The organism is Candidatus Villigracilis sp. (assembly GCF_057083605.1).
In genome coordinates, this window is record NZ_JBXMTI010000100.1 from 100,912 (window position 1) to 125,410 (window position 24,499).

At 45.9% G+C, this 24,499-nt stretch carries 21 protein-coding genes; all 21 read right to left on the minus strand.

Features of this window, described 5'->3' with window-relative positions:
* Positions 1 to 70 precede the first annotated feature (70 nt).
* Positions 71 to 1,717 (minus strand): ArnT family glycosyltransferase, encoded by a 1,647-nt coding sequence (locus tag AC14M5_RS14665; RefSeq protein WP_484030426.1) that lies wholly within the window; start codon positions 1,715 to 1,717, stop codon positions 71 to 73.
* Positions 1,718 to 1,737: 20 nt separating this feature from the next.
* Positions 1,738 to 3,831, minus strand: coding sequence for a hypothetical protein (locus AC14M5_RS14670; protein WP_484030427.1), 2,094 nt, complete (start codon positions 3,829 to 3,831; stop codon positions 1,738 to 1,740).
* Positions 3,828 to 4,970, minus strand: coding sequence for a glycosyltransferase family 4 protein (locus tag AC14M5_RS14675; protein ID WP_484030428.1), 1,143 nt, complete (start codon positions 4,968 to 4,970; stop codon positions 3,828 to 3,830). The genes AC14M5_RS14670 and AC14M5_RS14675 overlap by 4 nt, the downstream gene beginning before the upstream one ends.
* A complete protein-coding gene (locus AC14M5_RS14680) occupies positions 4,967 to 6,061 on the minus strand; it encodes a glycosyltransferase family 4 protein (protein WP_484030429.1) in 1,095 nt (364 codons plus the stop codon). The genes AC14M5_RS14675 and AC14M5_RS14680 overlap by 4 nt, the downstream gene beginning before the upstream one ends.
* Positions 6,061 to 7,185, minus strand: a complete 1,125-nt coding sequence (locus tag AC14M5_RS14685; protein WP_484030430.1) for an N-acetyl sugar amidotransferase — start codon at positions 7,183 to 7,185, stop codon at positions 6,061 to 6,063. The genes AC14M5_RS14680 and AC14M5_RS14685 overlap by 1 nt, the downstream gene beginning before the upstream one ends.
* Positions 7,186 to 7,193: 8 nt before the next feature.
* Positions 7,194 to 7,955, minus strand: a complete 762-nt coding sequence (locus tag AC14M5_RS14690) for an AglZ/HisF2 family acetamidino modification protein (RefSeq protein ID WP_484030431.1) — start codon at positions 7,953 to 7,955, stop codon at positions 7,194 to 7,196.
* Entirely contained in the window at positions 7,952 to 8,572 is a 621-nt protein-coding gene (gene hisH / locus AC14M5_RS14695) for an imidazole glycerol phosphate synthase subunit HisH (RefSeq protein WP_484030432.1), read from the minus strand. Before hisH ends, AC14M5_RS14690 begins: the two co-directional genes overlap by 4 nt.
* Positions 8,569 to 10,455 carry an asparagine synthase (glutamine-hydrolyzing) gene (gene asnB, locus AC14M5_RS14700; protein WP_484030433.1) on the minus strand — a complete coding sequence of 629 codons (1,887 nt, stop codon included), beginning with the start codon at positions 10,453 to 10,455 and terminating at the stop codon, positions 8,569 to 8,571. The genes hisH and asnB overlap by 4 nt, the downstream gene beginning before the upstream one ends.
* 4 nt (positions 10,456 to 10,459) lie before the next feature.
* Positions 10,460 to 11,701: a glycosyltransferase gene (locus tag AC14M5_RS14705; RefSeq protein WP_484030434.1), complete on the minus strand. Its 1,242-nt coding sequence runs from the start codon at positions 11,699 to 11,701 to the stop codon at positions 10,460 to 10,462.
* An 11-nt stretch (positions 11,702 to 11,712) separates the two neighbouring features.
* Positions 11,713 to 12,429 carry a nucleotidyltransferase family protein gene (locus AC14M5_RS14710; protein ID WP_484030435.1) on the minus strand — a complete coding sequence of 239 codons (717 nt, stop codon included), beginning with the start codon at positions 12,427 to 12,429 and terminating at the stop codon, positions 11,713 to 11,715.
* Positions 12,430 to 12,434: 5 nt separating this feature from the next.
* Entirely contained in the window at positions 12,435 to 13,424 is a 990-nt protein-coding gene (locus tag AC14M5_RS14715) for an SDR family NAD(P)-dependent oxidoreductase (protein ID WP_484030436.1), read from the minus strand.
* Complete coding sequence (locus tag AC14M5_RS14720) at positions 13,421 to 14,344, minus strand: GDP-mannose 4,6-dehydratase (protein WP_484030437.1); 924 nt, start codon at positions 14,342 to 14,344, stop codon at positions 13,421 to 13,423. The genes AC14M5_RS14715 and AC14M5_RS14720 overlap by 4 nt, the downstream gene beginning before the upstream one ends.
* The gene (locus AC14M5_RS14725; protein ID WP_484030438.1) at positions 14,341 to 15,246 is read right to left on the minus strand and encodes a glycosyltransferase family 2 protein; all 906 of its coding nucleotides are present in this window, start codon (positions 15,244 to 15,246) and stop codon (positions 14,341 to 14,343) included. Before AC14M5_RS14725 ends, AC14M5_RS14720 begins: the two co-directional genes overlap by 4 nt.
* Positions 15,243 to 16,376 (minus strand): glycosyltransferase family 4 protein, encoded by a 1,134-nt coding sequence (locus tag AC14M5_RS14730; protein WP_484030439.1) that lies wholly within the window; start codon positions 16,374 to 16,376, stop codon positions 15,243 to 15,245. Before AC14M5_RS14730 ends, AC14M5_RS14725 begins: the two co-directional genes overlap by 4 nt.
* Before the next feature lie 25 nt (positions 16,377 to 16,401).
* Complete coding sequence (locus tag AC14M5_RS14735; protein ID WP_484030440.1) at positions 16,402 to 17,505, minus strand: glycosyltransferase family 4 protein; 1,104 nt, start codon at positions 17,503 to 17,505, stop codon at positions 16,402 to 16,404.
* On the minus strand, positions 17,502 to 18,470 hold the full coding sequence (locus AC14M5_RS14740) for a glycosyltransferase (RefSeq protein ID WP_484030441.1): 969 nt from the start codon (positions 18,468 to 18,470) through the stop codon (positions 17,502 to 17,504). Before AC14M5_RS14740 ends, AC14M5_RS14735 begins: the two co-directional genes overlap by 4 nt.
* Before the next feature lie 2 nt (positions 18,471 to 18,472).
* Positions 18,473 to 19,165, minus strand: a complete 693-nt coding sequence (locus AC14M5_RS14745) for a methyltransferase domain-containing protein (RefSeq protein WP_484030442.1) — start codon at positions 19,163 to 19,165, stop codon at positions 18,473 to 18,475.
* Positions 19,166 to 19,452: 287 nt separating this feature from the next.
* Positions 19,453 to 20,439 (minus strand): glycosyltransferase family 2 protein, encoded by a 987-nt coding sequence (locus tag AC14M5_RS14750; RefSeq protein WP_484030443.1) that lies wholly within the window; start codon positions 20,437 to 20,439, stop codon positions 19,453 to 19,455.
* Between the two features lie 82 nt (positions 20,440 to 20,521).
* Positions 20,522 to 21,772 carry a glycosyltransferase family 87 protein gene (locus AC14M5_RS14755; protein WP_484030444.1) on the minus strand — a complete coding sequence of 417 codons (1,251 nt, stop codon included), beginning with the start codon at positions 21,770 to 21,772 and terminating at the stop codon, positions 20,522 to 20,524.
* Between the two features lie 61 nt (positions 21,773 to 21,833).
* Complete coding sequence (locus AC14M5_RS14760) at positions 21,834 to 23,243, minus strand: glycosyltransferase family protein (protein WP_484030445.1); 1,410 nt, start codon at positions 23,241 to 23,243, stop codon at positions 21,834 to 21,836.
* A 181-nt stretch (positions 23,244 to 23,424) separates the two neighbouring features.
* Positions 23,425 to 24,499 (minus strand): hypothetical protein (locus AC14M5_RS14765; RefSeq protein WP_484030447.1); only part of this gene is annotated, 1,075 nt, incomplete at its 5' end.

Genomic DNA, 24,499 nt, shown 5'->3' on the forward strand with positions numbered 1-24,499 from the left:
CGTCGGACCCCTAATAAACAAGGAATCTGGAAAAAGAGTTTATTCGTTCAAATTATATGAGGGTGTTTTCTTAACGAACTCGCTCAAAAATGAGAATATCGGGATTCACTGCAGAAACGGACACCTGTGGCAGATAGGGCGGCAAATCATAGCTAAATTCCTTTAGCAGTCGAAAGTTTTCGACCTCACCCTGTAACAGCCGTTTGAAAAAATCACACTCCACTGGAGTTGTCATGCATATGGATTCGGTATAAAAACGGTCATAGGTGAAACTATCCACAACAAAAAAATCCGTATCCCGATCCAACAAGCCTTGTTCGCCCTGGTTAAACTCAAAACGTCCGCCCGTTGGCACTGTATCATCCGCCCATTCCACAAAATAAATCGGATAATTATGTGCCCGCTCAAAACGTCGCCTCTCAATTGCAGGCGGATACAACGTGTATTCAATACTTGTTTGATATCCACGAATAGACGCAATATATTCACTGGCCGCAATGCGAGAATCGTTCAGGAACAAGAGTGAAATGCTGACCAGCCGAAGCATGGAATGTGCAACCCCGATCATCACTACTACAATGACCATAGGCTGCACGAAGTTCCAGCCTTTTCCCTTTGTAAATACAATTACTTCCTCAATGAAAAGTGCGCCAAGGATCGCCAAGAACGAGACGGTGGGAATAAAGTACCGCTCGATATAGTTGATGGAGATCATGAATGGGAGATCAAAAATAAGCGCCGTCAGAAGAAGGATGCCGACAGCCTGCGCCCGTTGTCTGCTTTCAAATGAGGATCTCCCCATACGCCATGCCAGCCAGCGGATTGCGAACCAAAAGAAGGCAAGCACGAAAAGGTAGTAGGCAAACGCCCCCACCGCATTCTTAAGAACCCCCCATTGACCGAACAATCCAATGGGGGTACCAGAATTAAACCCATAATCCGTAAGGTTCTGCAGAGCGGGTATCACATTCAAGAAATAATGCACAGGTGTAAACAGGGATTGTGGCGTGCCGAGCCCATAGGCCAGATAAGAGATCACCCCTCCTAAGAACAACCTGCCGGTTATGGGAAGCCAGCGGGTAAGAACTCCATCCCAGTTTGAAATAATAAAGGAAAGAATAGGCAAAAGGATCAAACTTCCACCCGTGTACTTGCTTGAAGCCGCAAGCCCAACAGCAAAGAAGGAGGCGTACAACCAGCGGACTATGTGCGTATATTGATATTTGATAACACAATACACACATAAGATCGTAAAAAACTGCAGATACAGGTCATTGTGTGCAAAGCGCCCATTGGCTGCCGCTACACCACTTACGATATAAAGCAGGCCGGCCAGCATGGAGACATATTTATTTGCACCAATCAAGCGCGCAAGGTAATAGATCAGCACCCCGCCCAATGCCCCCAAAAGCGCAGAGAACACGCGCGCCGCAACAATAAAAGCGAACGACGAGCGCCCCATGCCATAAGTGAGTGCCCCAATGGCATACATCACGTACTTCGGCAGGGAGGGATAATTGAAATCCGGTTCGGTTACATCGAACTGCATGTTGCCAGCCAGGGCCATATCTACACGCCAAACCAATTCATCCGGGTTCCATAGCGCAGGCGCTCCCCAACTCACGCCTGGCAAAGAAACAGCAAGGAAGAGAAGGAAAATTAAAAGCGGAAGAAGCTTTTCATTTTTATTGATGTACTCGGTTAATTTTTGTCTCAAGGCAAATTCTCCGTTAAGCCCTAAGGTAACTTACAATCCGCTGGTTTTTCCTTTGGCACAAACAATTGGACACCAACGTCCTTTAGCGTGTTTTTTTCCTGATAATAGCAAAGGAGTGGGCTGGCAACCCAGGTGACCCACGCATTATTCTCCTCGCCAAATTCAAAGGAACTATCCTTGATTGGCGTGAACAGCCTCTCACTGATAATCAATGAAAATCTGCCCGCAGCAAGGTCTTCATAAAATGGTTGGAAGTATTCCGCGTTTGCGCTCAACGCCTCGTTCATTAATACTTTCTTTTCATATTCAGGAACCAATGGAACATCCGTCACATACCCAAACGTCAGCAATTGACGCTGGTCCAAGAAAAGCACCTCGCCCTTTTCTTTGGCAACAGCCACTTCATCCTGGATTTTTTCCAGGGATCGTTTCACTTTTTCATCGGAGGGTAGCAAATCGAGGGATTTTTCATCAGCCGCGTCTGCCAACACCACAAGCGTGGTTGCCTCTTCCCCAAACTGATGGGAACGCAACTGCTGCCACGGAACCATAGCGGGCAATACCAGAGATGTGATGATTACGATCTTTATCCAGGTAGGCAGTGTATTGGGATTCAAAATAGTTTCCCTGCCACCGTTATACCAGGCAATGACAGCCGTGAACGCGAGGCCGATCAAAAACATATCCATATTGTGTAAGTCACCGCCGCCGCCAATCTTGGTGCTTGCGATCAAACCGACAACAAGGAATGCCAGTAATGGCGCAACGATGGCAAGTTTTTGCCACAAGTTCAACTGCCATTTTTTTGTAACAGAAAGCCAAACCAGCAGAATAATAGCTGGAGCGACTGCGATTACAAGCCCAAGCAAAACTCCCGTGCCATATGTTGAATTGGGAAACAGACGATACCACAAGAGTGGTTGATCGGAGACAGCGTTTTCAACAAACTCCGAACTTATTCCACTGTTGGCAATCTGTTCTCCAATGTTTGTCATATCCATTGCCGGGCTGTTGAAGAGAGGTAAAAGTTTTGGAAGCAGGTATCCGCCAAAGACGCCGGAAGCGCCTAAAGCGATTGCGCGAACCCAATGGGTTCGACCCAGTTTCCCGTTAAGTAACGAGGCGCCTGCCAGTTCCAGCATCCCGATCCATAAGCCGGGGGCGAACAGCCAGGTAAAGCGACTCATTTGAGCGAAGTATCCAGCATAAATAATTAAAGGAATCGAAATCCACAGGCTTCTTCCCCAAATCAAAATTGTTAAAGCAGCGCATATGACCAATGGAGCATGGATCGGCCCTTGTTTCAGGAAAAGGAAAATCCAAAGGATCATGAAGGGCCAAACACGATTGGTTTCGTTTAGAGAACGAAACGCAGCGATCCCTATCAGGAAATAAGGGATGACCAACGTCAGCCCAACCCAAAGCCTTGCCATTTGAATCGTTAAACCCGGGATGAGAAATGGAAGCCCGCCGATCAACAGCCTGCCGCCATCCATTAACGAAACCTCAATATTCTGGTCGGCTGGATAATCGTACAGGGATTTTCCGAAGAGCGTGGAATAATCCCATAAGCGATTCCCCTCAGACCAGCCAAGTGAGAATGGATAATCTGAAACTCCCTGCAATGAAACAGCGATTGAAAAAACACTGGCTGTAAGAACGAACCCACCTAAGATTTCCTTCCAGCCTATCAGGGCATTGCCCTGGCTGGCGAGAACCGCAAAAACAAATACGGCCGCAATCCAAATCAACGCACGGATGAATATTCCATCAAACACAATTCCCCACATCGTATATTGCAAAAACCAGACAGGGAACATAAGTACAAGGATGGCAATCACCCAGCGTGAAAATTTCATTTTATTGCGATATGAAATCAGCCTCATTGAAGCTGATGAAAGTCTCCCACGCTGCCCCCCCATCAGACCAACAATCAAAGCAAGGCAAAGTAAAACAAAAACAGAAAACAACACAAACCACATCAGGGAAAAATCGCCGATTGCAACTCCTGTACCTGATGCAACATGAAAGAACTCCACACTTGAACCAATTAATAAAATGGCTGTAATGAGGAAAACGAGGGCATCCTTAATTTGTTTATCTGTACAATTCATTTATTCAGACATCCTACCATGAGTTCAAGATATTGCTCGCACATACGGTCAACCGTATAGAATTTGGAAACATGCAACCTGGCCGCTGCCCCCATTCTATTGCGGGCTGCAGAATCGCGCAGTAATTGTAATATAGCTATAGCCAGCGCACTGGGGTCATCAACTGGCACCACCAATCCATGCTTGCCTTCCACAAGCACTTCTTCTACACCCTCCACTCGGGTGGCAATACACGGCAAGCCCGCGCTCATCGCCTCCAACAGCGCAATGGGCAATCCCTCCGAGCGTGAAGGAAGAACAAAGACATCTGCGCTCGATAGGTAAAGGGGAACATGATCCGATTGACCCAACAGCTTTACCGAATTCGATAAACCGAGTTGTTCGATCTGAACCTGCAAATCCTTTCGCAGCACACCATCGCCGCAAATTCCAACCTTTGCAGTTGGAAACTCTTTCAGCACAGTGGGCATACATGCGATAAGGACTTCATGCGCTTTTGCATAAACAAGGCGGCCGACTGATAACAGCGCAAGGTCATTTGCCTCCATCCCCGCCTCTTTACGGACCTCGAGCCTGTTACGGTTTTCTATGGGCAGGGGCACAACCCCATTCTGGATTATCACTACCCGCTCCGCACGGATACCTTCCCGTAGTGCAGCCTGATACATTTTTTTGGAGACGGTCACAAATTTATTGGCAATATTATGGTTTACCATCCACGAATGAATGAGTTCACGCCAGCGTGAAAATCCCTCGATCACACCATGATGGGTGGCAATCCGCACAGGGACGCGCGCCAGCCATGCAACGGGAAGGGCAACCATATTGCTATCGTGCGTGAACGTTTCAACAACGTCGATTTTTTCGCGGCGCAGGAAACTCCAAAGGGACAGCAATCCTTTTGTAAGAGAAAAGAGATTCCTTATACCCTTGCCATGCCCATGGAATGCTTTTAAGTTGATGATCGGAACGGGTGTGATGGCCTGCCATTTTTCATGCAAGCCTTCCTTGTCATATAAAAAAATGACCGTTACTTTATGCCTATGCTCATGGAACCAGCGCGCCTGGTCGAGCAGGACCCTTTGCGCGCCGCCCGTCGCCATTTGTGTGCCAACAAGCAGGATGGAAATTGGCTTCATAGGTGCTCTCGATCCGCAAGGATTTTCTCGAAGAATGCCAGCCGCCTTTCCTCTTTTTTGCGCTGATCCAGATACGGAGCAATGGGATTGAAATCCACTCGATGGCCAATCATGTCATAGGCGAATTTGCGAATACGTTCTGCATTTTGGACAACATTATCTTCGGTATTGGGAATCCGCAGGATTGTATCAAGGATAACATCGTGCAAATCGGTGTCATGAAAAGCAATGATGACTGGCAATCCGTAGGCGAGTGCTTCACGCACTTTTAACACAGATGCTTCTTCCATCTTATTACGATGAAGCGCAAGACTTCCACAGGCTACATCGGTATCTTGTAAAACATCACGCACTTGTTGCTTATTGAGAAAACCATACAAATGCAGGTTGGATAGAATGGGTGTATCAATATCTTTTTGAGAATAACCCACAATGTTTACTTTAATATCGGGGCATAATTCTGCGAGCTTGATCAACTTATCCACGCCGTGCCACTTCATACCAGGCGAACCAACAAGGGTAATAACAGGTTTTGTGTGAGCTGTGGCGGGCAGGGGTTCCACATCCTTCAAATCTATTCCGTTGGAAATGACAACCACGGGTTTATCACGCTTCGGCAGAAGCACGTCGACCAACTCATGGGATGGGGTAATGATTCCGCAGGCAGGAACAAATGTCAGATTACGCGTGAGGCGGTTCATCCAGTAAAAAAATGCCCCACGTTTGCGATATTCCTGAACGTCATCTGAATTCGTTTCCAAAACCACGGGCGCGATCTTGAAAATGTGGTGCAGGGGATAGGAATACAACCCATAGCGCAAGTAAATAATATCGGGTTGGTATTGATGAATGGATACAAACATCTGCTTTAGGATTAATGCGCGGTTGATTTCACGGCGCAGCAAGTTGCCCCGTGATTCAAAAATAAATTGATGATCGTCAGGAAACGGAATCTCTGCCGGCGTCAAACTGAACAAGACAGCTTCATGCCCATGCTCACGCCAGATACGTATTTGGTTTTTTATTTTTTGACCCACGCCGGCCCGCATGATCTCTGGCGCAACGTGGATGGTGACGTAAGCAATGCGCATTATTTGAGCCAACTCATCGCTTTCTTTACCACAGGTACCAGGCTTTGCACGAATGGCTGTTTCATGAACCTGCCGTAGGATGGATAATCCCAATAACTCTTTTTGGGGGCTTTCATAATCACTGAAAATTCCTCTTCTGACAGGCCCAGTTTCTTTACAACATATTCACGGTCTTCCTCCTGCATGGAGGGCGCATAGGTTGGAACTTTTAATTCTTCCAGTGCCTGCTCACGAGTCATTTCTCTTGAGCAAACCAAACTCGAAAGATGCGAACGACGTTTATCGAAGCCGAATTTTTCAGGGAGAATATAGCCCTGATAAAAGCGTGTATAAATGGATTCGTAATGTTTTCCACCATAGTAACGCCAGCCGAGATCATTCTCTAAAACGCGCAAAGCTTCCTTTTTGTTGTAGCCGATGTAATTCAGAATTTCAACCCGCTTTTGTATCAACATGCGGCGGTAGAATGTGAAAAAATTAAAGTGAGGGAAAGTGTTCAGGGGATGAGCACCAAATTTTTTATGCAGCTCACGTATATACTTCCAATCGAAATGTCCCTGTGACCAGGCGCGAGGCAGGTGTGTTTCCGTGCGTACATTATGACCAACGATCACATATTTGACGCCGACCTTCTCGGCCATGTTGCTTAATAAGGCAGTAATGGCATGGTCTGTGGGAATCTCCGAATCAGGTGTGGATGCTTTTAGAAAAGCAACCTGTAAGTCCTTGAATTCCTCCCAGTCCAGCACTTCGGTATATAGGTCAATATCAAGCCGTTTGAGAGTTTCTTCGATATTCTTTACGGCAAGTTCTGAGTCCCAGCCATTATCAAGGTGCACAGCAAGCGGACGCAGGCCGAGTTCCTTCACACGGAAAGCCACATAGGTGCTATCCACACCGCCGCTGACGCCGATCACACAATCGTAATTTTTGCCCTTTCCATCCTTGCGAATCTTTTCGGCAAGTTGTTCCAACTGACGCAAGCCTTCCTCGCCGTCAACCACATATTCACGAACCATGCGATCATAGGTATGGCAATGGTTACAGACACCATTTTCATCAAAAATAATTTCAGGGTCCGTTGTATCCATGACACAACGGGTACACATTCTGTATTCGGTCATTCATACTCCTACGAAATAAATTGTTCCAGTTCCCTGGGTGCGGGGTAATTGATCAGCACTCCACGTAACGGGCCCTGGAAGACGAACATGCTTCCTGCTGCCGCGGCAGAGGCGTGTCCCTGTTTGATGGCTTCAGCAACGTGAGTCAAATTCCCTGCGCCGCCACATGCTACCACGGGAACATTGACAGCATCCGCGACTTTTCTAATTAATTCAAGGTCATAACCCTGCATCATGCCGTCGCGGTCAATCGAATTGATAATGATCTCACCTGCACCCTTCTTTTCCATTTCAATGGCATGTTGCACAGGGTCAAGGCCGGTCTTTTTCTGCCCACAGTGGGTGAGGACTTCGTACTTGCCAAGAAAATTTTTCTTCACATCAATCGAGATGACCACTGCCTGGCTGCCTGCATGATCTGCTATTTCGCGCACGAGTGAAGGGTTCTCAACAGAAGATGTATTCATGATCAACTTTTCAATGCCGATGCTCAACAGCTTTCGGACATCCTCCATATTGCGAATCCCGCCGCCATATGCCAGGGGGATAAAAGCTTCACTGGCGATGCCCTTCAGTACGTCAAATTGTGGACCGCGGTTCTCTGGGGTGGCGGTGATGTCCAAAAGGGCAAGCTCATCCACTTCCTTGTCATTAAAGATACGGACAATATTGATCGGATCTCCAAGATATTTAGGCTCTTTGAATTTGACTGTTTTGACCAGGCCTTGTCCCTTCAATAACAATATGGGAATTACACGTGGGCGGATCATTGTATGTTCTCCGCGAAGTTTTTGAGCAGGCGCATTCCGTATCTGTGGCTTTTCTCCGGGTGAAACTGCACACCCATGATGTTACCCCTGCCTAGAATCGAATGGATGATCACGCCATATTCGGTTTCCGCAAGCACTGCACTCAAATCCTTCGCAACCACATGAAAGGAATGAACAAAATAAAAACGCGACTCTTCATCCCAATCTGCAACCAATGGATGGTCACGGCGGACTTGTACCGAATTCCAACCCATGTGCGGGACTTTAAGATGAGCATGTTCGGCTTCGAACTTAAAGCGGATCGTTTCCGCATCAAACCACCCGAGGCCTGGCAACTGACCCTCTTCACTTCCCTTCGTCATGAGTTGGAGTCCCACACACAAGCCAAGCACGGGGATTTTTTTCTCCAGCACCAGCTCACCAACCACGGGCACAAGCCCTGTCTCATGAAATTTTCGCATCGCCGCATCGAACGCGCCGACGCCGGGCAGGATCAATTTTTCTGCATCTTGAATCACAGCTGGGTCGGAGGAGGCCGCAGCCTTCACGCCAACCTTTTTAAACATGTTGACGATTGAACCAAGGTTACCAACGCCATAATCCACAACAACAATCATGTGCTTTGTATCCTTTCGTTTTTCTCACGGAACATCTGCATCAGCGATTGCGCCTGAATGAGCTTCCAAGCCTGGTAGATGCGCACCCTGTCATGGTTTTGGAAGGCAGGCTCAAGGTCAGAAATGACGCGGGTTCCATCCCAAAAAGGAGAGGCTTTGAAATCTGAAGTTGAAATCGAATCGCGAATGAATTGATGTCCGCGTGGGGAATTCCAGCCTTCATCCAGATTGGGAAAGCCCAGTTTTTTCTTGCGGGTGCGGATCGCTTCGGGCAGAATGCCTTTCATCGAATCACGCAAAATACGTTTAGTGTATCTTGCGCCAATTTTATGTTCAGAGGGGATTGAGAAGGCGAATGTGACCAAACGCCAGTCCATGAACGGCGAGCGGACTTCTACTCCATGCGCCATCGAAAGACGGTCAAAGTCGCGCAGGTTCATCGGCAGGTGAGTGAAATGGAAATCAGTGTAAAGTGTTTTGAAGAGTTCATCACGCCCGTCAAGGCGCGGCATATCCTGCTCCATCGCGGGGTTGGTGAAAGGCTGGGGTTGTAGATTCAACCACGAGGTCCCGTTCGATGCGGCTTTTTTTCCAACCAATCGTTTTTTTACAGCGTTCACATACGTTCCAAAGCTATTCGTCAGACTCATACTGTTGCGAATCAAAGCCAGGTCTGCATAGCGGATTGGATTCGCATCTCTCATCGCCGCGAAGACATGCCAGGTGTAGCCGCCCAACGCCTCATCCCCGCCGTGGCCGTCGATGGTCACGACCACGCCGTTCTCACGCTGCATCTTATGCACGAACCACGGCCCAAGATGAATATCTGACAGTTCCTCATATTGGTAGAGGATGTCGTTGAAGTGATCGAGATACATATCCGCGTTCATCTCGCAGTAGATGGGCTGGACACCGGTATGCCTGATGACCTCGTCCGCATAATGACGCTCGTCGATGATCCTGCCAGGGTAGGTTCCGATGAATGCCTTCTGCCATTCGTGCGCCATACGCATCGTGGCATCGCCAGATTTGCGGATATAACTCATTGAAGAAAGCACAGAACTCGAATCCAAACCGCCGCTCAATGCGGTGCCAATTGGCACATCGCTGCGCATACGAATGCGACAGGCATCTAAAAACAATTCGCGATATTGTTGAACTTGATCTTCATAACGTTCAGGTACATCTTGAAGATGATCGAGGGTATTCCACCAACGACGGATTTTCAAATTGCCGTTTACAGTGAGGGTAAGGCAGTGCCCCCCCAGCACACGCTTGAGTCCTTGAAGCAAACATTCTTCCGTACCTTCCACGAGCGAGGCATCTTCGAGAGAGTTGGCGAGCACAGTTGGGTTATATTCTGCACGGAAACCATCAAGAGCGAGAAAGGCTTTCATCTCAGAGGCAAAGGCAAAACGTTTGCCGTCAAAGAAATAGATCATCGGCTTCACACCGAAGCGGTCACGCGAAATAAAGAGTTTGCGCTCGCGGCTATCCCAGATTGCCGTTGCCCACATGCCGTTCAACTTGAACTGGCAATCTTCGCCCCATTTATCGTATGCGGCAAGGACAACTTCGGTATCCGAGTCAGTCTTGAATTGATAGCCAAGAGATTCGAGTTCCTTACGCAATTCAACAAAGTTATAAATTTCGCCGTTGAAGACGATCCAGTAACGACCATCCGCAAAAGACATGGGTTGGTCACCTGTATTCAAGTCGATGATGGCGAGGCGGCGGTGACCAAAGCCCAATACGGCAGATTCGTCCACATGGATGTTCCAGCCGTCAGGGCCGCGATGAGCGAGTTGATTCGTAAAGCGAATCAACTCATCGTGGGAGACGGGTCCGCCATCCAGATTCCAAAATCCAGTAATTCCACACATTATTTCAGTTTCTCCTGATCGCCGCCAAACGCTCGGCGAAAGATTCGAAATTTTTTACTTCGTTATAGCGTTCCTGCCAGACGCGCCGACTGCCTTGTCTTTTTTCCTGCATCAATTGGGGGTTATCCAAAACCTTTAACAATGCATCGGCAATTTCATCGGCGGTTGGGTTGGGCTTCAGCAAAAAGCCATTTTTTTCTGAAACAATTTCGGTATTCCCCCCCACAGCCGTCGCAAGGATCGGGATGCCGCAACTCGCCGCTTCCATGATCGAAACGGGTGTTCCCTCGGTCTCGCTGACATTTACAAAAATATCCACAGGGTTATTGAGATAATTTTGTATCAAATCCGTTAGGGTCGAATAACCGGGGAAATAACCCGCAGCATTCGGCGGAAATTCGCTTGCCACTCTTTTTATATATTCTTCACGAGCAGGGCCATCACCAAAATGCCGCCACTCGATCTTTTGTCCACTTCGCTTACACGCTGCCGAAACAATCCCATCAAAAAGCAGGTCAATTCTCTTTATAGAGTTGATCATGGAACACGATATGACCCGGAGAACTCCATCCTGTGATGGTTTTGACACTGTGCCAGGGTCAGGCACGCCAAGTAATGCCGTGCTATATTTTTCACTGAACTCAGGGTATTTTTCATGAAGATATTTTTCACCAACATGCGATGCTGCGTATATCCCATCAAGCAAAAATATAGCCTTTTGACGACAAGGCCAGATGCCATACAGCTCTTCATAAAGATCATAGCCATGTGTTCTCGAAATCACGCGTAAACCAGGGTATCTCTCTTTCGCCATACCAATTCCCATGGCTGTTTCATCAAACCAATAGGTGTAAAAAACAGTGGAATTATCAGATAAGTTTTGAACTCTTAACCAATTTTCTACCCATGATCGGGTTAGCGCTGCGCCAGCTAAAAACGAGAACAATTTTCGTATATAAGAAATGGATATGGATTTCGGCCACTGTCTTTTTATATCCTGATAAAAATCAGCAGAAAATAATGATAAAAATCCAGCGATCAACCTTTTGGGCAGGGAAAATTCCTTTGCAAAGCTTGTATCTACTTCCACGCCGCCTGGGAGGGGTAGCCTGTTTCCGTTGGCCGTCTTTGGAATCAAGATAACACGCTCGAACTTTCTGGCAAGGTATTTTACCTCCTCGCTGAGAAAGGTCTGTTCGGTGGCTACATCATAAGGATATGATGTAGAGAACAAAAGAAGGACCAAGTCAATTTCCTTTATAAGCCATCTTCGGGGAGAAATTCGCGGCGATGAGCGGCAAACTCTTCAATGGCGCGCTCATAATCATCGTGACGTCCGATATCCAGCCAGTAGCCATCGAAATGATAGGCATTGACGCGCTGGCCGTTTTTCATCAGCGCAAGCACCAGTTGAGGCAGATCAAGGTGTTGATTCGGCTTGATGTATTCCAGGATCGCAGGCTCAAAGATATAAATTCCCATGCTCACCGAATAATGATAGGTGGGCTTTTCAATGTAATTTGCAACCCAATTATCTTCATCGGTTTCTATCACACCCAGATCAATTTTCACATCGCGTTGATAACAGGCCACCGTGGCAAGGGCTCTACGTTCACGGTGATACCTTAACATGGCGCTGTAATCAATTGTTGTAAGCAGGTCGCCATTCATCACTAAAAAGGTGTCGTTCAAATTCGGCACGAGCGAAATTGGACCAGCCGTGCCGAGCGGCTCTTCTTCGCGGGAGTAACCAAGTTTCACATTGAACTTGCTTCCATCCCCGCAATATGCCATCAACAATTCCGCAAGATAACCCACAGCCAGAGTGAGATCATCAAAGCCATGTTGTTGTAGTTGACGAATGACGATCTCCAGAATCGGCATTTCACCGATTGGCATAAGGGGCTTGGGTAAAACCGTTGTATATGGGGCAAGGCGTGTGCCCTTGCCGCCTGCGAGGATAATAGCGCGCATCCTGGTTACACCGTATATTCGTCAGGTCGGTAGAGATCGATATGAGATGAGATCCACTCAATGGTGGCTCGCAAGCCTTCGTCAAGAGAGATGCGGGGTTCCCATCCGATCATTTTTCTGGCTTTCTCATTCGAAGCCCATAACTTCATCACCTCACTTTTGCCGGGACGAATCCGCTGTGCGTCTGTCACCAGTTTTGGATGTTTGCCGATGATCCCAAAAATTTTCTCAGCCAGGTCGCCAATACGGATCGTATTGTCATTGCCTAGATTGATTTCCTCGCCAAGAACATTTTCAGCTTCAGCAACTTTCATAAATCCGTTGGCGGTGTCATGCACGAACGTAAAATCGCGTGACGGGTCGAGGCTGCCGAGTTTGACTTCCTCGCGAGTCAGAGCCTGCGTAATGATGGTCGGAACCACAGCACGTGTGGACTGGCGCGGGCCATAAGTATTGAACGGGCGAAGCGTGACAACAGGAACTTCGAATGAACGATAAAAGCTCTCCGCGATTCGATCTGCGCCGATTTTGCTGGCCGAATATGGCGACTGTCCCTGCAAGGAATGTTTCTCATCGATCGGCACATATTGGGCCGTGCCATACACTTCACTCGTGGATGTATGCACCATGCGGCGCACGCCAAGATCACGTGCCGCCATCAGCACATTAAGCGTGCCCATGATATTCACATCGATCACTTCGCGAGGGTTAACATACGAATATGGAATCGCGATCAACGCGCCAAGATGAAAGATCGTATCCACACCTTTGGCGGCATTACGCACCGCTTCGTTATCGCGCAAATCACCAAACATAACCTCGATCTGCGCAAACACATCGGATGGAATCAACTTCAACATCCCAACATCATTGCGCGAGTTATAGCGAACGAAAGCACGCACCTGCGCCCCTTCTCTAACCAAGCGTTCCACCAGATGGCTGGCAATGAATCCACCAGCACCAGTGACCAAAACCTTTTTACCGTTCCAATTCATTTTGACTCCACTTCTTTAACTCGCTCACGCCAATCACTTAATAAATCAGATAACGACTCACGCAGTGAAATTTTCGGACTCCATCCCGTAGCCTTATGCAGTTTTTGATAACTGCCCACCTGCACGGGAACATCGTTCTTCTGGACACGATCCGCATCCACCCTGGCCGACAACTGCTTCGTCGACATGGATATCATCTCACCCAGGCATTTTTGAATCGCCACCGCGCGCCCCGAGCAGACATTATAAACCTGTCTAGCCTCGCCTTTCTCTGTAATCATTTCAAACGCACGGACAGCATCGCGCACATCCACAAAGTCACGGCGCGCACTCAAATTGCCAGTGACAATCTCAACCTGATCATTCAATTCTGCCAGCGCGATCTGACGAGCAAATGCCGAACAAGCCAGATCAGGTGATTGGCCAGGCCCCAACAAATTGAACATCCGCACGATAAAGACTGGCAGCCCAAATGCATAATGATACCGTAAAGCTGCGGTCTCCTGCGCCGCCTTGCTAATGGCATATTCTGTCACTGGATGCAAGCTTGAGCGTTCGGTAATCGGCTTTGAACCAGAGGTCAATCCGTAGACCGCGCTGGAACTGGCGACAACCACCGAAGGGCGAATATCGGATTGCATGATTGCGTCAATCAAATTCAATGTACCGAATAGATTAGATCTGTAATACATTTCAATTTCATCAGACTTGATCACACCGGCAAGATGAAAGACAACATTTGGCTTACTCTCCCTTATTGCACGTGAAAGAGCTGCACGGTCAGTCAAATCGCCGACGAAAACATCTTCCATTCCCGGGCGAATATCAAAACCAAAGACCTGCCAACCCTGATTCGTCAAATAGCGTTGTAGATGCCTGCCAACAAATCCAGAAATACCAGTGATGAGTGCGCGCGTCATTTGCCAAAGACCTTCTTCATACCACTAAATGTACCTTTCAATCCTTTCAAGCTGTGAAAATTAGAGACGAGCAGGCCGACCATTGCCCAATAATAAGCCAGCCAGCGCAACCTATCTTGGCTCCAACTCTTGCGGAAAAGGTAATCATAATTGACCACGCTCATCTCCGCCCACTGTTGGACGTTCAAGCGATTCATCGGACTTTCGTTATGCACCAAGGTTGCGGATGTTTGATAGTAGATCTTATAGCCTGCATCCAGAGTTTGCTTGGAGATATCCACATCTTCCATCAAACCATAGCGGGCGAGTGCTTCATCAAAAGAAGCTTTCTCAAACACTTCACGCCGAAATGCCATGCAACAGCCAGATAGACACTCGATAAATTTACTCTGTTTCGAAGCAACTGGATGAGTCGGCATCCCAGAAAAGCGAAATTTTCCGCTGCCATTACCCACTAAGCCAAAAACAGAGCGAATTAGACCAAAGACTCTTTGCTCCAACCAAAAACGGATGGTTATTGGCTGACCGCTTTGTAAATTCATGATCCGTCCGCCGACCGCACCGATTTCATGCTTTATATCGTCTGAAAAAACTTTCTCAACTTCACTTAGATAGTCCACATCCAAATCCACATCGTCGTCGAAAAAGAAGATCAAATCGCCTTTGCATTCGCTGATGCCGTGATTGCGCTGTAAGGTCAGCCCGGGCTGGGTATGAAAATAGCGGGCAGGGAACGGGAGTTTGATCGATTTCAAATACTCTTCGAGTGCCTGCGTATCCGAAGAATCCACAATTACCAATTCGTCCGGCAGGCGTTTTTGCTGCATAAGCGAGGCAAGGGTGTTGCGGAAATCATCCATACGGTTACGGGTACAGACGATGACACTGATCGTTGAACTCATGATTTTGATTCCAGTACTTTCGCAAAAATGTCTTTATGTCTTGCAATAAATTTTTCAAGGGAAAATTTCTGGGCCTGTTGACGGGCAATTTGAGAATAACGAACTAGATCGCCATACACCTGCATAATCGCATCCGCCATCTTCTGTGGCTCAGGGAGGTTGATAGTCTCCCAACTATGCTCAACTGGCACACCAATTCCTGCCTCTTCAACCAGCTCCGGGACGCCGCCGTTCCCTACATATACAACCGGCAACCCACAGCCAAGTGATTCGGGAATCAGGCCCGGGCAGGGATCTGCATATTTGGTGTGGATAAGCATATGCGCCCGTGAGTAAAGAAGTGGCGCTTCCGCCTGGGTGTACTTGCCGACAAACATCACATGACCAGTCAGGTTCATTTCTTTTAAAGTATGGGCAGTCCATTCCTCGGCTTCGCGTGTGGGCAGCCACAAGGTCCCAGTGACGATCAGCCTGGCATTAGGAACAAGCTTGAGCAGGGAATGAAGCGTCCGTAACGCCAACTCGAGGCGGTATTTTTCGTATTGATTTCCACCAAGCAATAGCGTCAATTCCTTTGGCTTTTCAACATCCTGCGGTGAGAAATGCCGGGTATCCACCGGGTTGTAAACAATCTCGTGTGGGACACTTGGCGGGGAGAGGTAAAGGTCAGCGCTCCATTTTGAAAATCTGCTTTGATAAACGATAAAATCCGCACGATCAAGAATATGTTTGGAGATTTGATTGAATTCTTCGAATTGGTTTCCTGCCCAAGCCGGGAAGGCAACTCCGTCATGATTGATAATGAACTTAAGTCCTCTTCGTTTTGCAGTTTCAAAAATTTCATTCTGCAAAGGATGCCCAATCGTGGTGACGATGTAGGCCATGTTCGCCACTGGGAAGTGATGAGGGAAAGTCTCCGCAAGATAGGTCAATTTTACCGAGCCGCCGTGAGCGTGTTCGCTTCGCACAGCTGGGCGTCTTGGAAAGCGCGTGGTCAAATAAAAGATCTCAACCTCATCCGAGTTCGTTTTTCGGATACGCAGGATATTCAGATGGGCGGGAATGTGGATAAGAATAAAATCCCGCACACGAAAGATTGCGCGAAAAGGACCTGGAAAGGTTTTTTTCAAAGAATCAAGCATTCTCCGCAACATATCAACCAGCCTCAACAAAGCCCTTCATGAAATCGGCCCATATGGGAAGCTGGCTTTCGTAGGTATTCGCCTCTGCCGTTGCTCGTCCTTTTTTCAATATGGGCATTAAGGCGTCTTGTTCCATGCCACGCACTTGAAGAATACAGCGGGCAAGCGATTCTGAATCTTCCACATCCACCATCCAGCCATTCTCGCCATGCTTTACCAAATCCATGGCCTGTCCCACTCGTGTGGTGATAATTGGCACGCCGCTTGCCATGCTTTCCAGAATAGCCTTCGGCCCGCCTTCCTGGCGGGAAGCCACCAGATATACATTCAAAGCCTGGAACAACTTTGCCACATCAGGGTATGACTTGATATACAAATGTTTATATGGAACTTGCATCTTTTCAAGTCCGCGTTTTACATATCCGCGCGAAGGACCTGAAAGCAGAACAAACAAATCATCAATTTCCTTTTTCAGCCTTTCGATCGTGGACAAAAACACATCCGGTCCCTTAATCAACTTTGGTTCCAGACCTTCCTCCCAACCCACACCATCCTTTTGAAACGACCCAACCACAAAGGATGATTGCGGGATGCCCAATTCCGCGCGTACGGCTTGTTTCTGCTTTACAGTTCGAAACGGGAAGAAATCCACATTGATCCCAATCGGGATGAGAAACACCTTGGAAGGGTCAATACCCGTTCCCAATGTTACATCCCGCATTTGCGAATGGGAAATCTGAATACGCGTGAACTGCTCGTGATTCTTGCACAACAACTCATAAAATTTATCAAAAAGTGCATCACCGGTATTGGGCAGCCCATGAAAATAGGCAAAGCCGATTCGACCCGGCAAAAGCTTCTGCCAGTCGGCATTCAAAAGAAAAAAATGATTGGAGAAGAAAAAAGACTGCGGTTGTGAGGAATGCTTCCAGATTGGGTTTGTTATCCGCACCCCCAGGCGCTTGCAGGTATTTGCAAGTGCACGCATTTCCCAATCCAATACCCACTCCGCTTTTTCACCATATAAAATCAAACGCGAGTAAGGTTTCCAATTCCATGAAGCCGCACGCAAGACTCTCTTTGCGATCCTCTGTGCAGCATCTTTCATCACCTTCATAACATCTCCAATGTTTTCAAATATTGTTTACTCACATCTTCAATGGAGGCAAGAGATATCCGCGCCTGGAATGACTCATACCCACCCACAACCTGATTCAACAATTCGGGGATTTGATCCGCCGCCTCAAACCCCGCCCCGGCCTGCTTCACAATCTCTGGATGGCCGCCACTCTGAAGGTAGATCGCCGGAAGCCCACAGGTCAGAGCCTCGATGAGAGAGTTCGAACAAGGGTCATTCTTGCTGGCAGTAAGGTAAACGTCATGTTCACGGAACAATTCTGCCATGCGGTTAGAATCAACAGCCGGGATCATGCGGATGTTTTTGAATATTACGGGGCTGCGCCCTACAAAAGTCATCTCGAAACTATGCCAATCCAAATTTTCGTCCAGCCATTGATAGACCGGTGCGCCTTTGTTAATATTATTCGACCAGCTTGATGCGATCAGACGTATTTTCCGATTGCGGGAAAATTCCACACGTCCGCGCTGGTGAAAAATGTCCGAGTCTGTGGCATTCATGATCACCACAGGGTCTTTGAATTCCATGCCAAGCTCCAGGTGCTTTTCAAGACTGTAGCGTGACTGAAAAATGGTCTTATCTGCAAATTCCCGGTTCACGGAATGGATTCTCGCGTCTACACCATCTCGTCGTCCACGATAGATATCAATGGGACCATCCACACGGTGAACATACAGTACAGAATTTCGGCGTGTCCAATGCAGGCGGCGTTCGCTAAAATTAAACGAGTTCAAGAGACAGGCACAGGTAGTTCGCGAAATCACATTATTTTCGACCTTCAGTCCATGTGCTTTTGCCTGGCGCATAAAAGCGCCCAAGAACTGATGCCCGCCGCCGGTTGGAGGAGGTTCAAATTTATGGAAAATTGAGAGGTCTGCCCTGATTAGAATTCCTTGCAGAATGGCTTGCAAGTCAGATGCTGCTTCTCGAACGCCAAGTTTCATGGCTAACGGACCGCCTTCACAAAATAACCAGTGGTAAATTTTCGGCGGTTTGGATTTTCTTTTCTGTATAACTTAAGGTCCAGTGAGCACAATCCACGCGCAAACCATTTTAATATCCAACGGGTGAACTTACTGCTAAAAGTGGAGCCTTCTTCACCAGGAATCCCCAACTCACAGAGCAATCCAAGCACGCCAAAATATCCGCCCATACGATAGACCTCCACCGATCTAAATTTACGAAATAAATGACGCAAGCCATCTTCTGTAAAACGCTGGAAGTCGTAAGGGTCAGCATGTACTGGGTAGAAAAAAGGTGTGGAAACAAAGACCAAACCGCCCTCATGAAGGAGGCGGTGTGTTTCATCCACACAGGCTTGTGGATCCTTAAGATGCTCCAATACTTCCGTGCAGAGAATGCAATCTACACTTGTGAGTTTTAGCGGCGCCTTTGTAACATCGGCAAAGACATCGGGCTTGGTGGATAAGTCAAGATTCAGGTACCACCATGATTGCACCTCATGCTCCGGCGGATGGAAAGAGCCGCGTTTTTTTTCGCGTTTTCCACCCAGGTCGAGAACAATACCGCGCATTTCCTTTGAAAACGTTTTGAGACAGGAATCAAGCCACAAGCGGCGATAGGTGACATAGCTTTTTGATGAAATATCTTTAATTTGAGGCGGGGTGATTGTTGTCATTATCTCTAACTCTTTATTTCAGTATATGAACAAAAAAGTGCTTTTTGCGCTCGCATTGCAAAACGTCAACTATGGGCTCAATGCCTGCATGGGTTTTCTTTAAACTTTAGTTCTGGATCTTCGTCCTCAAAAACGTGTTTGCTTGTTGAGTTCTTAAGAAAGACCCTGATAAACTATTCAGGTTAACCATAATTACCTTACAACGCAGTAGCGACTTTAGTCGCTACTGCGTCATCCTTTGACGGCTGCGTGTCAGGCAATTAATGTTACGGTGAATAATTTTCAGGTCAATCCAATAGATTGGAAATCGTCATGTTAATACCAGTCTTTAACAAATTACCATTTTCATCCAAAGGTAATTGAAAACCAATGGATTTCACAAATTCTTCAAAAGACGCAGGTATGGTGCGTTTTAAGATATCTTTGGTTTCATCCTGATCATATATTTGGTAGTAGTAATCCTGTTGCGGCGGCAAATATACTCCATAGCGTCCCCTCCCCCGAACCTTTGCCTTTGTCCCTGCAGGGTCTGTAAGAATATCGGCGCTGACAGGAAGTATGGTAAGCGACCGTTGCCATGGAATTTTGCTGCGTAACCAACGTTCAAGCATTTCAGTTTCTCCGCCTTGACTGGAGTCATTTATATCCTTATCCGGCTTTGCCTTCCAGGGACCAAGCGTCTTCCAGACATCCGTTCGTGTAAGGGTGGGAATACCGGAACCTACAATACCATCCTCCTTCCAACCGTATGTAAGCACTGGAAAGCCGCCAGACGATTTGAGTCTCTTCTGGAAGCGATACCCCAAACCAAATCTCTTTATCTCAGTCCAGCTCATCCTAAGGTCTTTCAGGCTCGGAAATTTCCTTCCCCATATAGTATACAAGGTTGAACGGCGCAAGCTGTTGAGGCTCATACTGCCAAGCCATGGGTGCCGCATGAGTATTTCAATGCAATCGACCATCCAGTCCCCTTCAACAATAAACTGCATATCATCGGGCCATATTAAGATCACCTCACCTTTGGCGCGATTAACAATTTCGTTCATTGCCGTAATATGATCAGACTCCATAAAAACGAGATCATCCACCCACGATAAACTTTTGAGGTAGTCTGTCAATCCTGTTTCAGTAGAGCAGTTATCTATAACGATCCACTGAATGTTCGGATACTTAATGCATCGGCGGGCAGACTCAAGTGTTGCGCGTAAATAATAAAGACGATTCCAGCTCAACACGCCAATCGTTAACAGGGGAATTTCATTTGGATCACTCATACTTCAATATCCTCTTAATTATATTAAATTAACAAACCGCATTCTAGACCTACCAAGAGACAGCAGCATCTTCAAGATGACCTTAAGAATCTGCTTTATCTTTCTTTAGAATATACAAAAATGTAACCGACAGCAGCAAAAGCATAAGTGCAGGGAAATTATTCTGTAAAAAATACGTTTCTTTTCCAGTATATGAAAACAGTGTTGATGAATACAGGAAAGCAGCCCCTGCCACCAAAACCGCAGACAACAAGGGGATTTTAGAATCGGCAGAACGTATTCGAGTTAGGAAGATCGCCATAGGGCCTGCAAGAATTGACAACTTATAATCATGACTGACCGATGGAATAATAAGCGCACCCACAGTACACGCTAAAAAAAGGAATGAGTTCAATCCTTTCACATTATATTTATACACATACAGTAAGATAATGAATAAATTGAACAAAACCACAAAAAACAACAGGAATCCGATTAAATTCGAGTTGTCAGCAACCCAATTCCCATACCCATTCTCTGTAAACAGTTCGCCCAAACCAAACATAAACGATGTAATGGAGTGGTTTCCATTCCATATATATGGATGCTGTGCTTTATTTTTTATCGATGCCAGAAAGTCAATAAAATTTTGCCCGCCAAGCACGAACAGGAATATAAAATTTAAAATCCCAATTCCCGTAAAACGTTTCATAATCCCTTTCCAGTCTCTGTAGTCTTCAACGAGCAGGACAATAAAAATAAGGGGAAACACCTTCAATTGCACAGATATGGTAAAAAGAAAATAAGCCAAATAACGATACTTGTGTTGATAATGATAAATATAAACAGCAAGCATGCAGAACAGAAAAGTAATAACGCTGTCCTGCCCTCTTTCCACTTCAAACTGAAGTCCATACGAATACAACCCAGCTACAAATAAAAATACGATCAAAAGAAGGCTGCCGCTTTCGTTTTTTCCCCACTCACAAACAACAGGGATCGCCAATGTCACTACTACATAACTAGAAATAATGACGAAACATATGACCTTATAGGCGGTCGAAAAATCCAACAAAAGCAATGGCGCAAAGAATGCTACAGCAAGTGGAGGATAAGGATTTTTATCCTCAATGTATGGCGTCGTATCGTCAATGAACCATGCTTTACTAAAAGAAAGAAAATACTCCAAATCCCCGCCGATGCGTTCTCCCTTAGGTATATATTCAGGGAACCTCATTATATGATCTTCATGAAAAAAAGTAGGCTGAATGAAAAACAAAAAATATGCTGTCAAGAATCCAATTAACACCAAAATTTCAGTTGGGTAATTGGTTATTTTTCGCAGTTTATCCATTTTTTCACCTTTGACAAAATTTATTTGATGCACAAAACCAGATGAATTAATTCAATAAAACTTACAGTCGGCTCTTAATCATTTGGGTCAAGCGAGCACCTGCCTTCCCGTCCACTTCACCACATTCAGAAACAGCATAATCATGGCGTTCATCTTGATCCAGTGTTCGATCATTCAAATAATCACCAAGGTATTGAATCAATTCCTTTTCGTTTTTAGCCACTCTGGATGCTGCGAGACGCAATTTTCTAAGATTATGCGTTTGCTGCTGTTGAAAAGCAGTGGTCATAGTAAAACGATGCCCATGCGTAAAAAGATCATATCCTATATGGATAACCGGCAAATCACAAATGGCTGCTTCAAGACTGATAGTGGAAAAATAATTTACCATCACGTCACTATAATGCAGCAAATAACTTAATTCGTCCACTCCTTCTTCAAAAAAGAGATCGTGATTCAATTCTTTGGTACGATCTCCACCTGAATCAATTGAATTGGGAATGGATAAGTACACGCCTGCCTCGAGGAACAATTTCTTCAACAACTGCCACCCCGGTGAATTTAATACTTTTTCATGCGGATATGGACGAATAACAATATTAATGGGTTCCCGCCAAATCCGTTCCTTTTGCCCAACAAACAGGTTATATATTTCAAAGTACCGAGTCACATTAACCCCACCGGCAAAAAATACCGTCTTTCGATTTGGATCAAGATTTATTGATTGAAGAAAATCACATCGTTCCATTGGCAATTGTTGTACAAATCGATCATATTGAACCGGACCTGTGACTTCTATCTTGCTGGCTGGAAAACCATGCAATTTCATTACGTCATCAGCCATTTCCTGACTCCAAACCGCCAAACAGGTCGGATTAAAACCGCGATATCCCATATTAACTATATTGTCATAATTGGTAACAGCACTAAAAACTGGCACATTCAAGCTTTGTGCTTCAAGGGCAAATTGTCCTGAATATTCGAATCTATAATTAGCTATTCCAGGCGTTAGAACACAATTTAGTTCCTGCTCTTTAATACGTTCATCGTGAAAATGCGTAACGTAAAATTGCGTCTCAAGCCACAACAATAAATTCCCCAAACCAGGAACACGCCGCAAAATATCTGTATAGTAAATAAATCCGCCAATCTTCCAAAGAGATTTATCAAATATGATATTTTCTATTTCCTCACGAAAACGAAGGTCTGTTGTCTCAGTCCTAACGACAAAACGTCTCAAAGACTTTAATGCCCGCAAAAAAGCATGATTCTGATAATATTTGTCATAGAGATCAACCCGAAGTTCAAAATATTGGCCCAGATCAAAAGCAAAAGATCGAAGATAGTCTGCGGTGAGGAAATAAATTGGCTTAAATCCACCGGCACTTAAATAATTACGAAATGATGCCGAGTGAAATGTGCGAGATGACATTTTTCCGTGCAGAGGGATTCCTATTTTTATTTTAGTCATTTCAAATCACCTTATAAAATGTTAACATAAAATTGACAAACAGATAATGACAAGACACTTGATCTACAAAGTTCTCATCGCTATTTTTTCAACGAGACAAATCAAAGATTGCCCATGGATTTTTTGCTAGACAAAATAATCATCATGATGAAAATAATTTGTCAAAACTAAATAGATGCGATCACTTTACCACGACACTAACTCTCAAGCGCCCAAAAATATAATGCATTATATTTTTACCTTCTACCTCGGGTTCGTCTTCGAATGCATAGGTAACCAAATACCTGCCAGCACCAAAGGTTCTTAATTGAACTCCTTCCTGCAAATTAGTTAAACCGTATTGGCGTCTTAGCAAATAATCAAAAGCCCGTCCCTCGGTAAATGGCGCGGGATACCAAGTGGTTAACGACAAGCCAAACTTTGATATCCAATCCCATTTCCCACCCCCTAATTGATAATCAACAGGTATAAGATTTGAATTGGAATGGTTACGCCAATCATTAGCAATGAATTCAACAGCCTGCATTTTATCTGATAATGGCACATCCGCCTCTGTAAGTGCTTTGCCACGATATTCAATATGGTCATTAATAACCATAAATCCGCAGATGAGATTTGAAGCACTAAATAGGATTAAAGAGAGATAACTGAGCATGGAAATAATTTTTACCATTCTACCGCTTATGACGAACAAGGAAGGCAGCAGAAAAATGATAAACAGAGACATCGGCAAAAATTGTACGATTTGATCCGACCTTGTGTATTCGATCCAGGCTTCGCCTCCCAGCCATGCAGAAAACGTGTAAGATGCAATGATGAATAGCCCCGATAAGACAACTATCCTCATGCCCGACTGATCGAATATTAGTATTACTTGATTTTTAATACCAAGGATGACCGTGTAAATAACGATAGCAAACGCAAATATCGACTGGAACAAGTACGCTCCGCCAATAAACCTCAGCATGACCTCTGCGGCTGGGGAAAGGATTCTCGCATCCGAGTGTTTAAATGAGCCGAGAAAATTTGATCTCTCTGCCCATTGAAATGTTGTGTAAACTGGAAATTCAAAAAAAGACTCCCATGCCATCTTGAGTATAGCAACAACACCTTGTTTATCATTATTGTAGTGTGAAATCTGTTCGATGTTAATATTTTTGAAGTAGGGGAGCCAAGTTAACACAATAGAGGTCAATATAATGAAAAAACTGACTAACAGTATGGGAATTACATTCTCTACAATTGGCCGTTTGTAT

What these genes read in the sequence shown, in the direction of transcription:
- AC14M5_RS14670 (WP_484030427.1), bottom strand. Translation starts at nt 3,831, where the DNA reads ATGAATTGTACAGATAAACAAATTAAGGATGCCCTCGTTTTCCTCATT.
- AC14M5_RS14735 (WP_484030440.1), bottom strand. Translation starts at nt 17,505, where the DNA reads ATGAAGGTGATGAAAGATGCTGCACAGAGGATCGCAAAGAGAGTCTTG.
- AC14M5_RS14740 (WP_484030441.1), bottom strand. Translation starts at nt 18,470, where the DNA reads ATGAAACTTGGCGTTCGAGAAGCAGCATCTGACTTGCAAGCCATTCTG.
- AC14M5_RS14725 (WP_484030438.1), bottom strand. Translation starts at nt 15,246, where the DNA reads ATGAGTTCAACGATCAGTGTCATCGTCTGTACCCGTAACCGTATGGAT.
- AC14M5_RS14720 (WP_484030437.1), bottom strand. Translation starts at nt 14,344, where the DNA reads ATGACGCGCGCACTCATCACTGGTATTTCTGGATTTGTTGGCAGGCAT.
- hisH (WP_484030432.1), bottom strand. Translation starts at nt 8,572, where the DNA reads ATGATTGTTGTTGTGGATTATGGCGTTGGTAACCTTGGTTCAATCGTC.
- AC14M5_RS14675 (WP_484030428.1), bottom strand. Translation starts at nt 4,970, where the DNA reads ATGAAGCCAATTTCCATCCTGCTTGTTGGCACACAAATGGCGACGGGC.
- AC14M5_RS14755 (WP_484030444.1), bottom strand. Translation starts at nt 21,772, where the DNA reads ATGGATAAACTGCGAAAAATAACCAATTACCCAACTGAAATTTTGGTG.
- AC14M5_RS14715 (WP_484030436.1), bottom strand. Translation starts at nt 13,424, where the DNA reads ATGAATTGGAACGGTAAAAAGGTTTTGGTCACTGGTGCTGGTGGATTC.
- asnB (WP_484030433.1), bottom strand. Translation starts at nt 10,455, where the DNA reads ATGTGTGGAATTACTGGATTTTGGAATCTGGATGGCGGACCCGTCTCC.
- AC14M5_RS14690 (WP_484030431.1), bottom strand. Translation starts at nt 7,955, where the DNA reads ATGATCCGCCCACGTGTAATTCCCATATTGTTATTGAAGGGACAAGGC.
- AC14M5_RS14745 (WP_484030442.1), bottom strand. Translation starts at nt 19,165, where the DNA reads ATGACAACAATCACCCCGCCTCAAATTAAAGATATTTCATCAAAAAGC.
- AC14M5_RS14710 (WP_484030435.1), bottom strand. Translation starts at nt 12,429, where the DNA reads ATGCGCGCTATTATCCTCGCAGGCGGCAAGGGCACACGCCTTGCCCCA.
- AC14M5_RS14680 (WP_484030429.1), bottom strand. Translation starts at nt 6,061, where the DNA reads ATGCGCATTGCTTACGTCACCATCCACGTTGCGCCAGAGATCATGCGG.
- AC14M5_RS14750 (WP_484030443.1), bottom strand. Translation starts at nt 20,439, where the DNA reads ATGAGTGATCCAAATGAAATTCCCCTGTTAACGATTGGCGTGTTGAGC.
- AC14M5_RS14760 (WP_484030445.1), bottom strand. Translation starts at nt 23,243, where the DNA reads ATGACTAAAATAAAAATAGGAATCCCTCTGCACGGAAAAATGTCATCT.
- AC14M5_RS14685 (WP_484030430.1), bottom strand. Translation starts at nt 7,185, where the DNA reads ATGACCGAATACAGAATGTGTACCCGTTGTGTCATGGATACAACGGAC.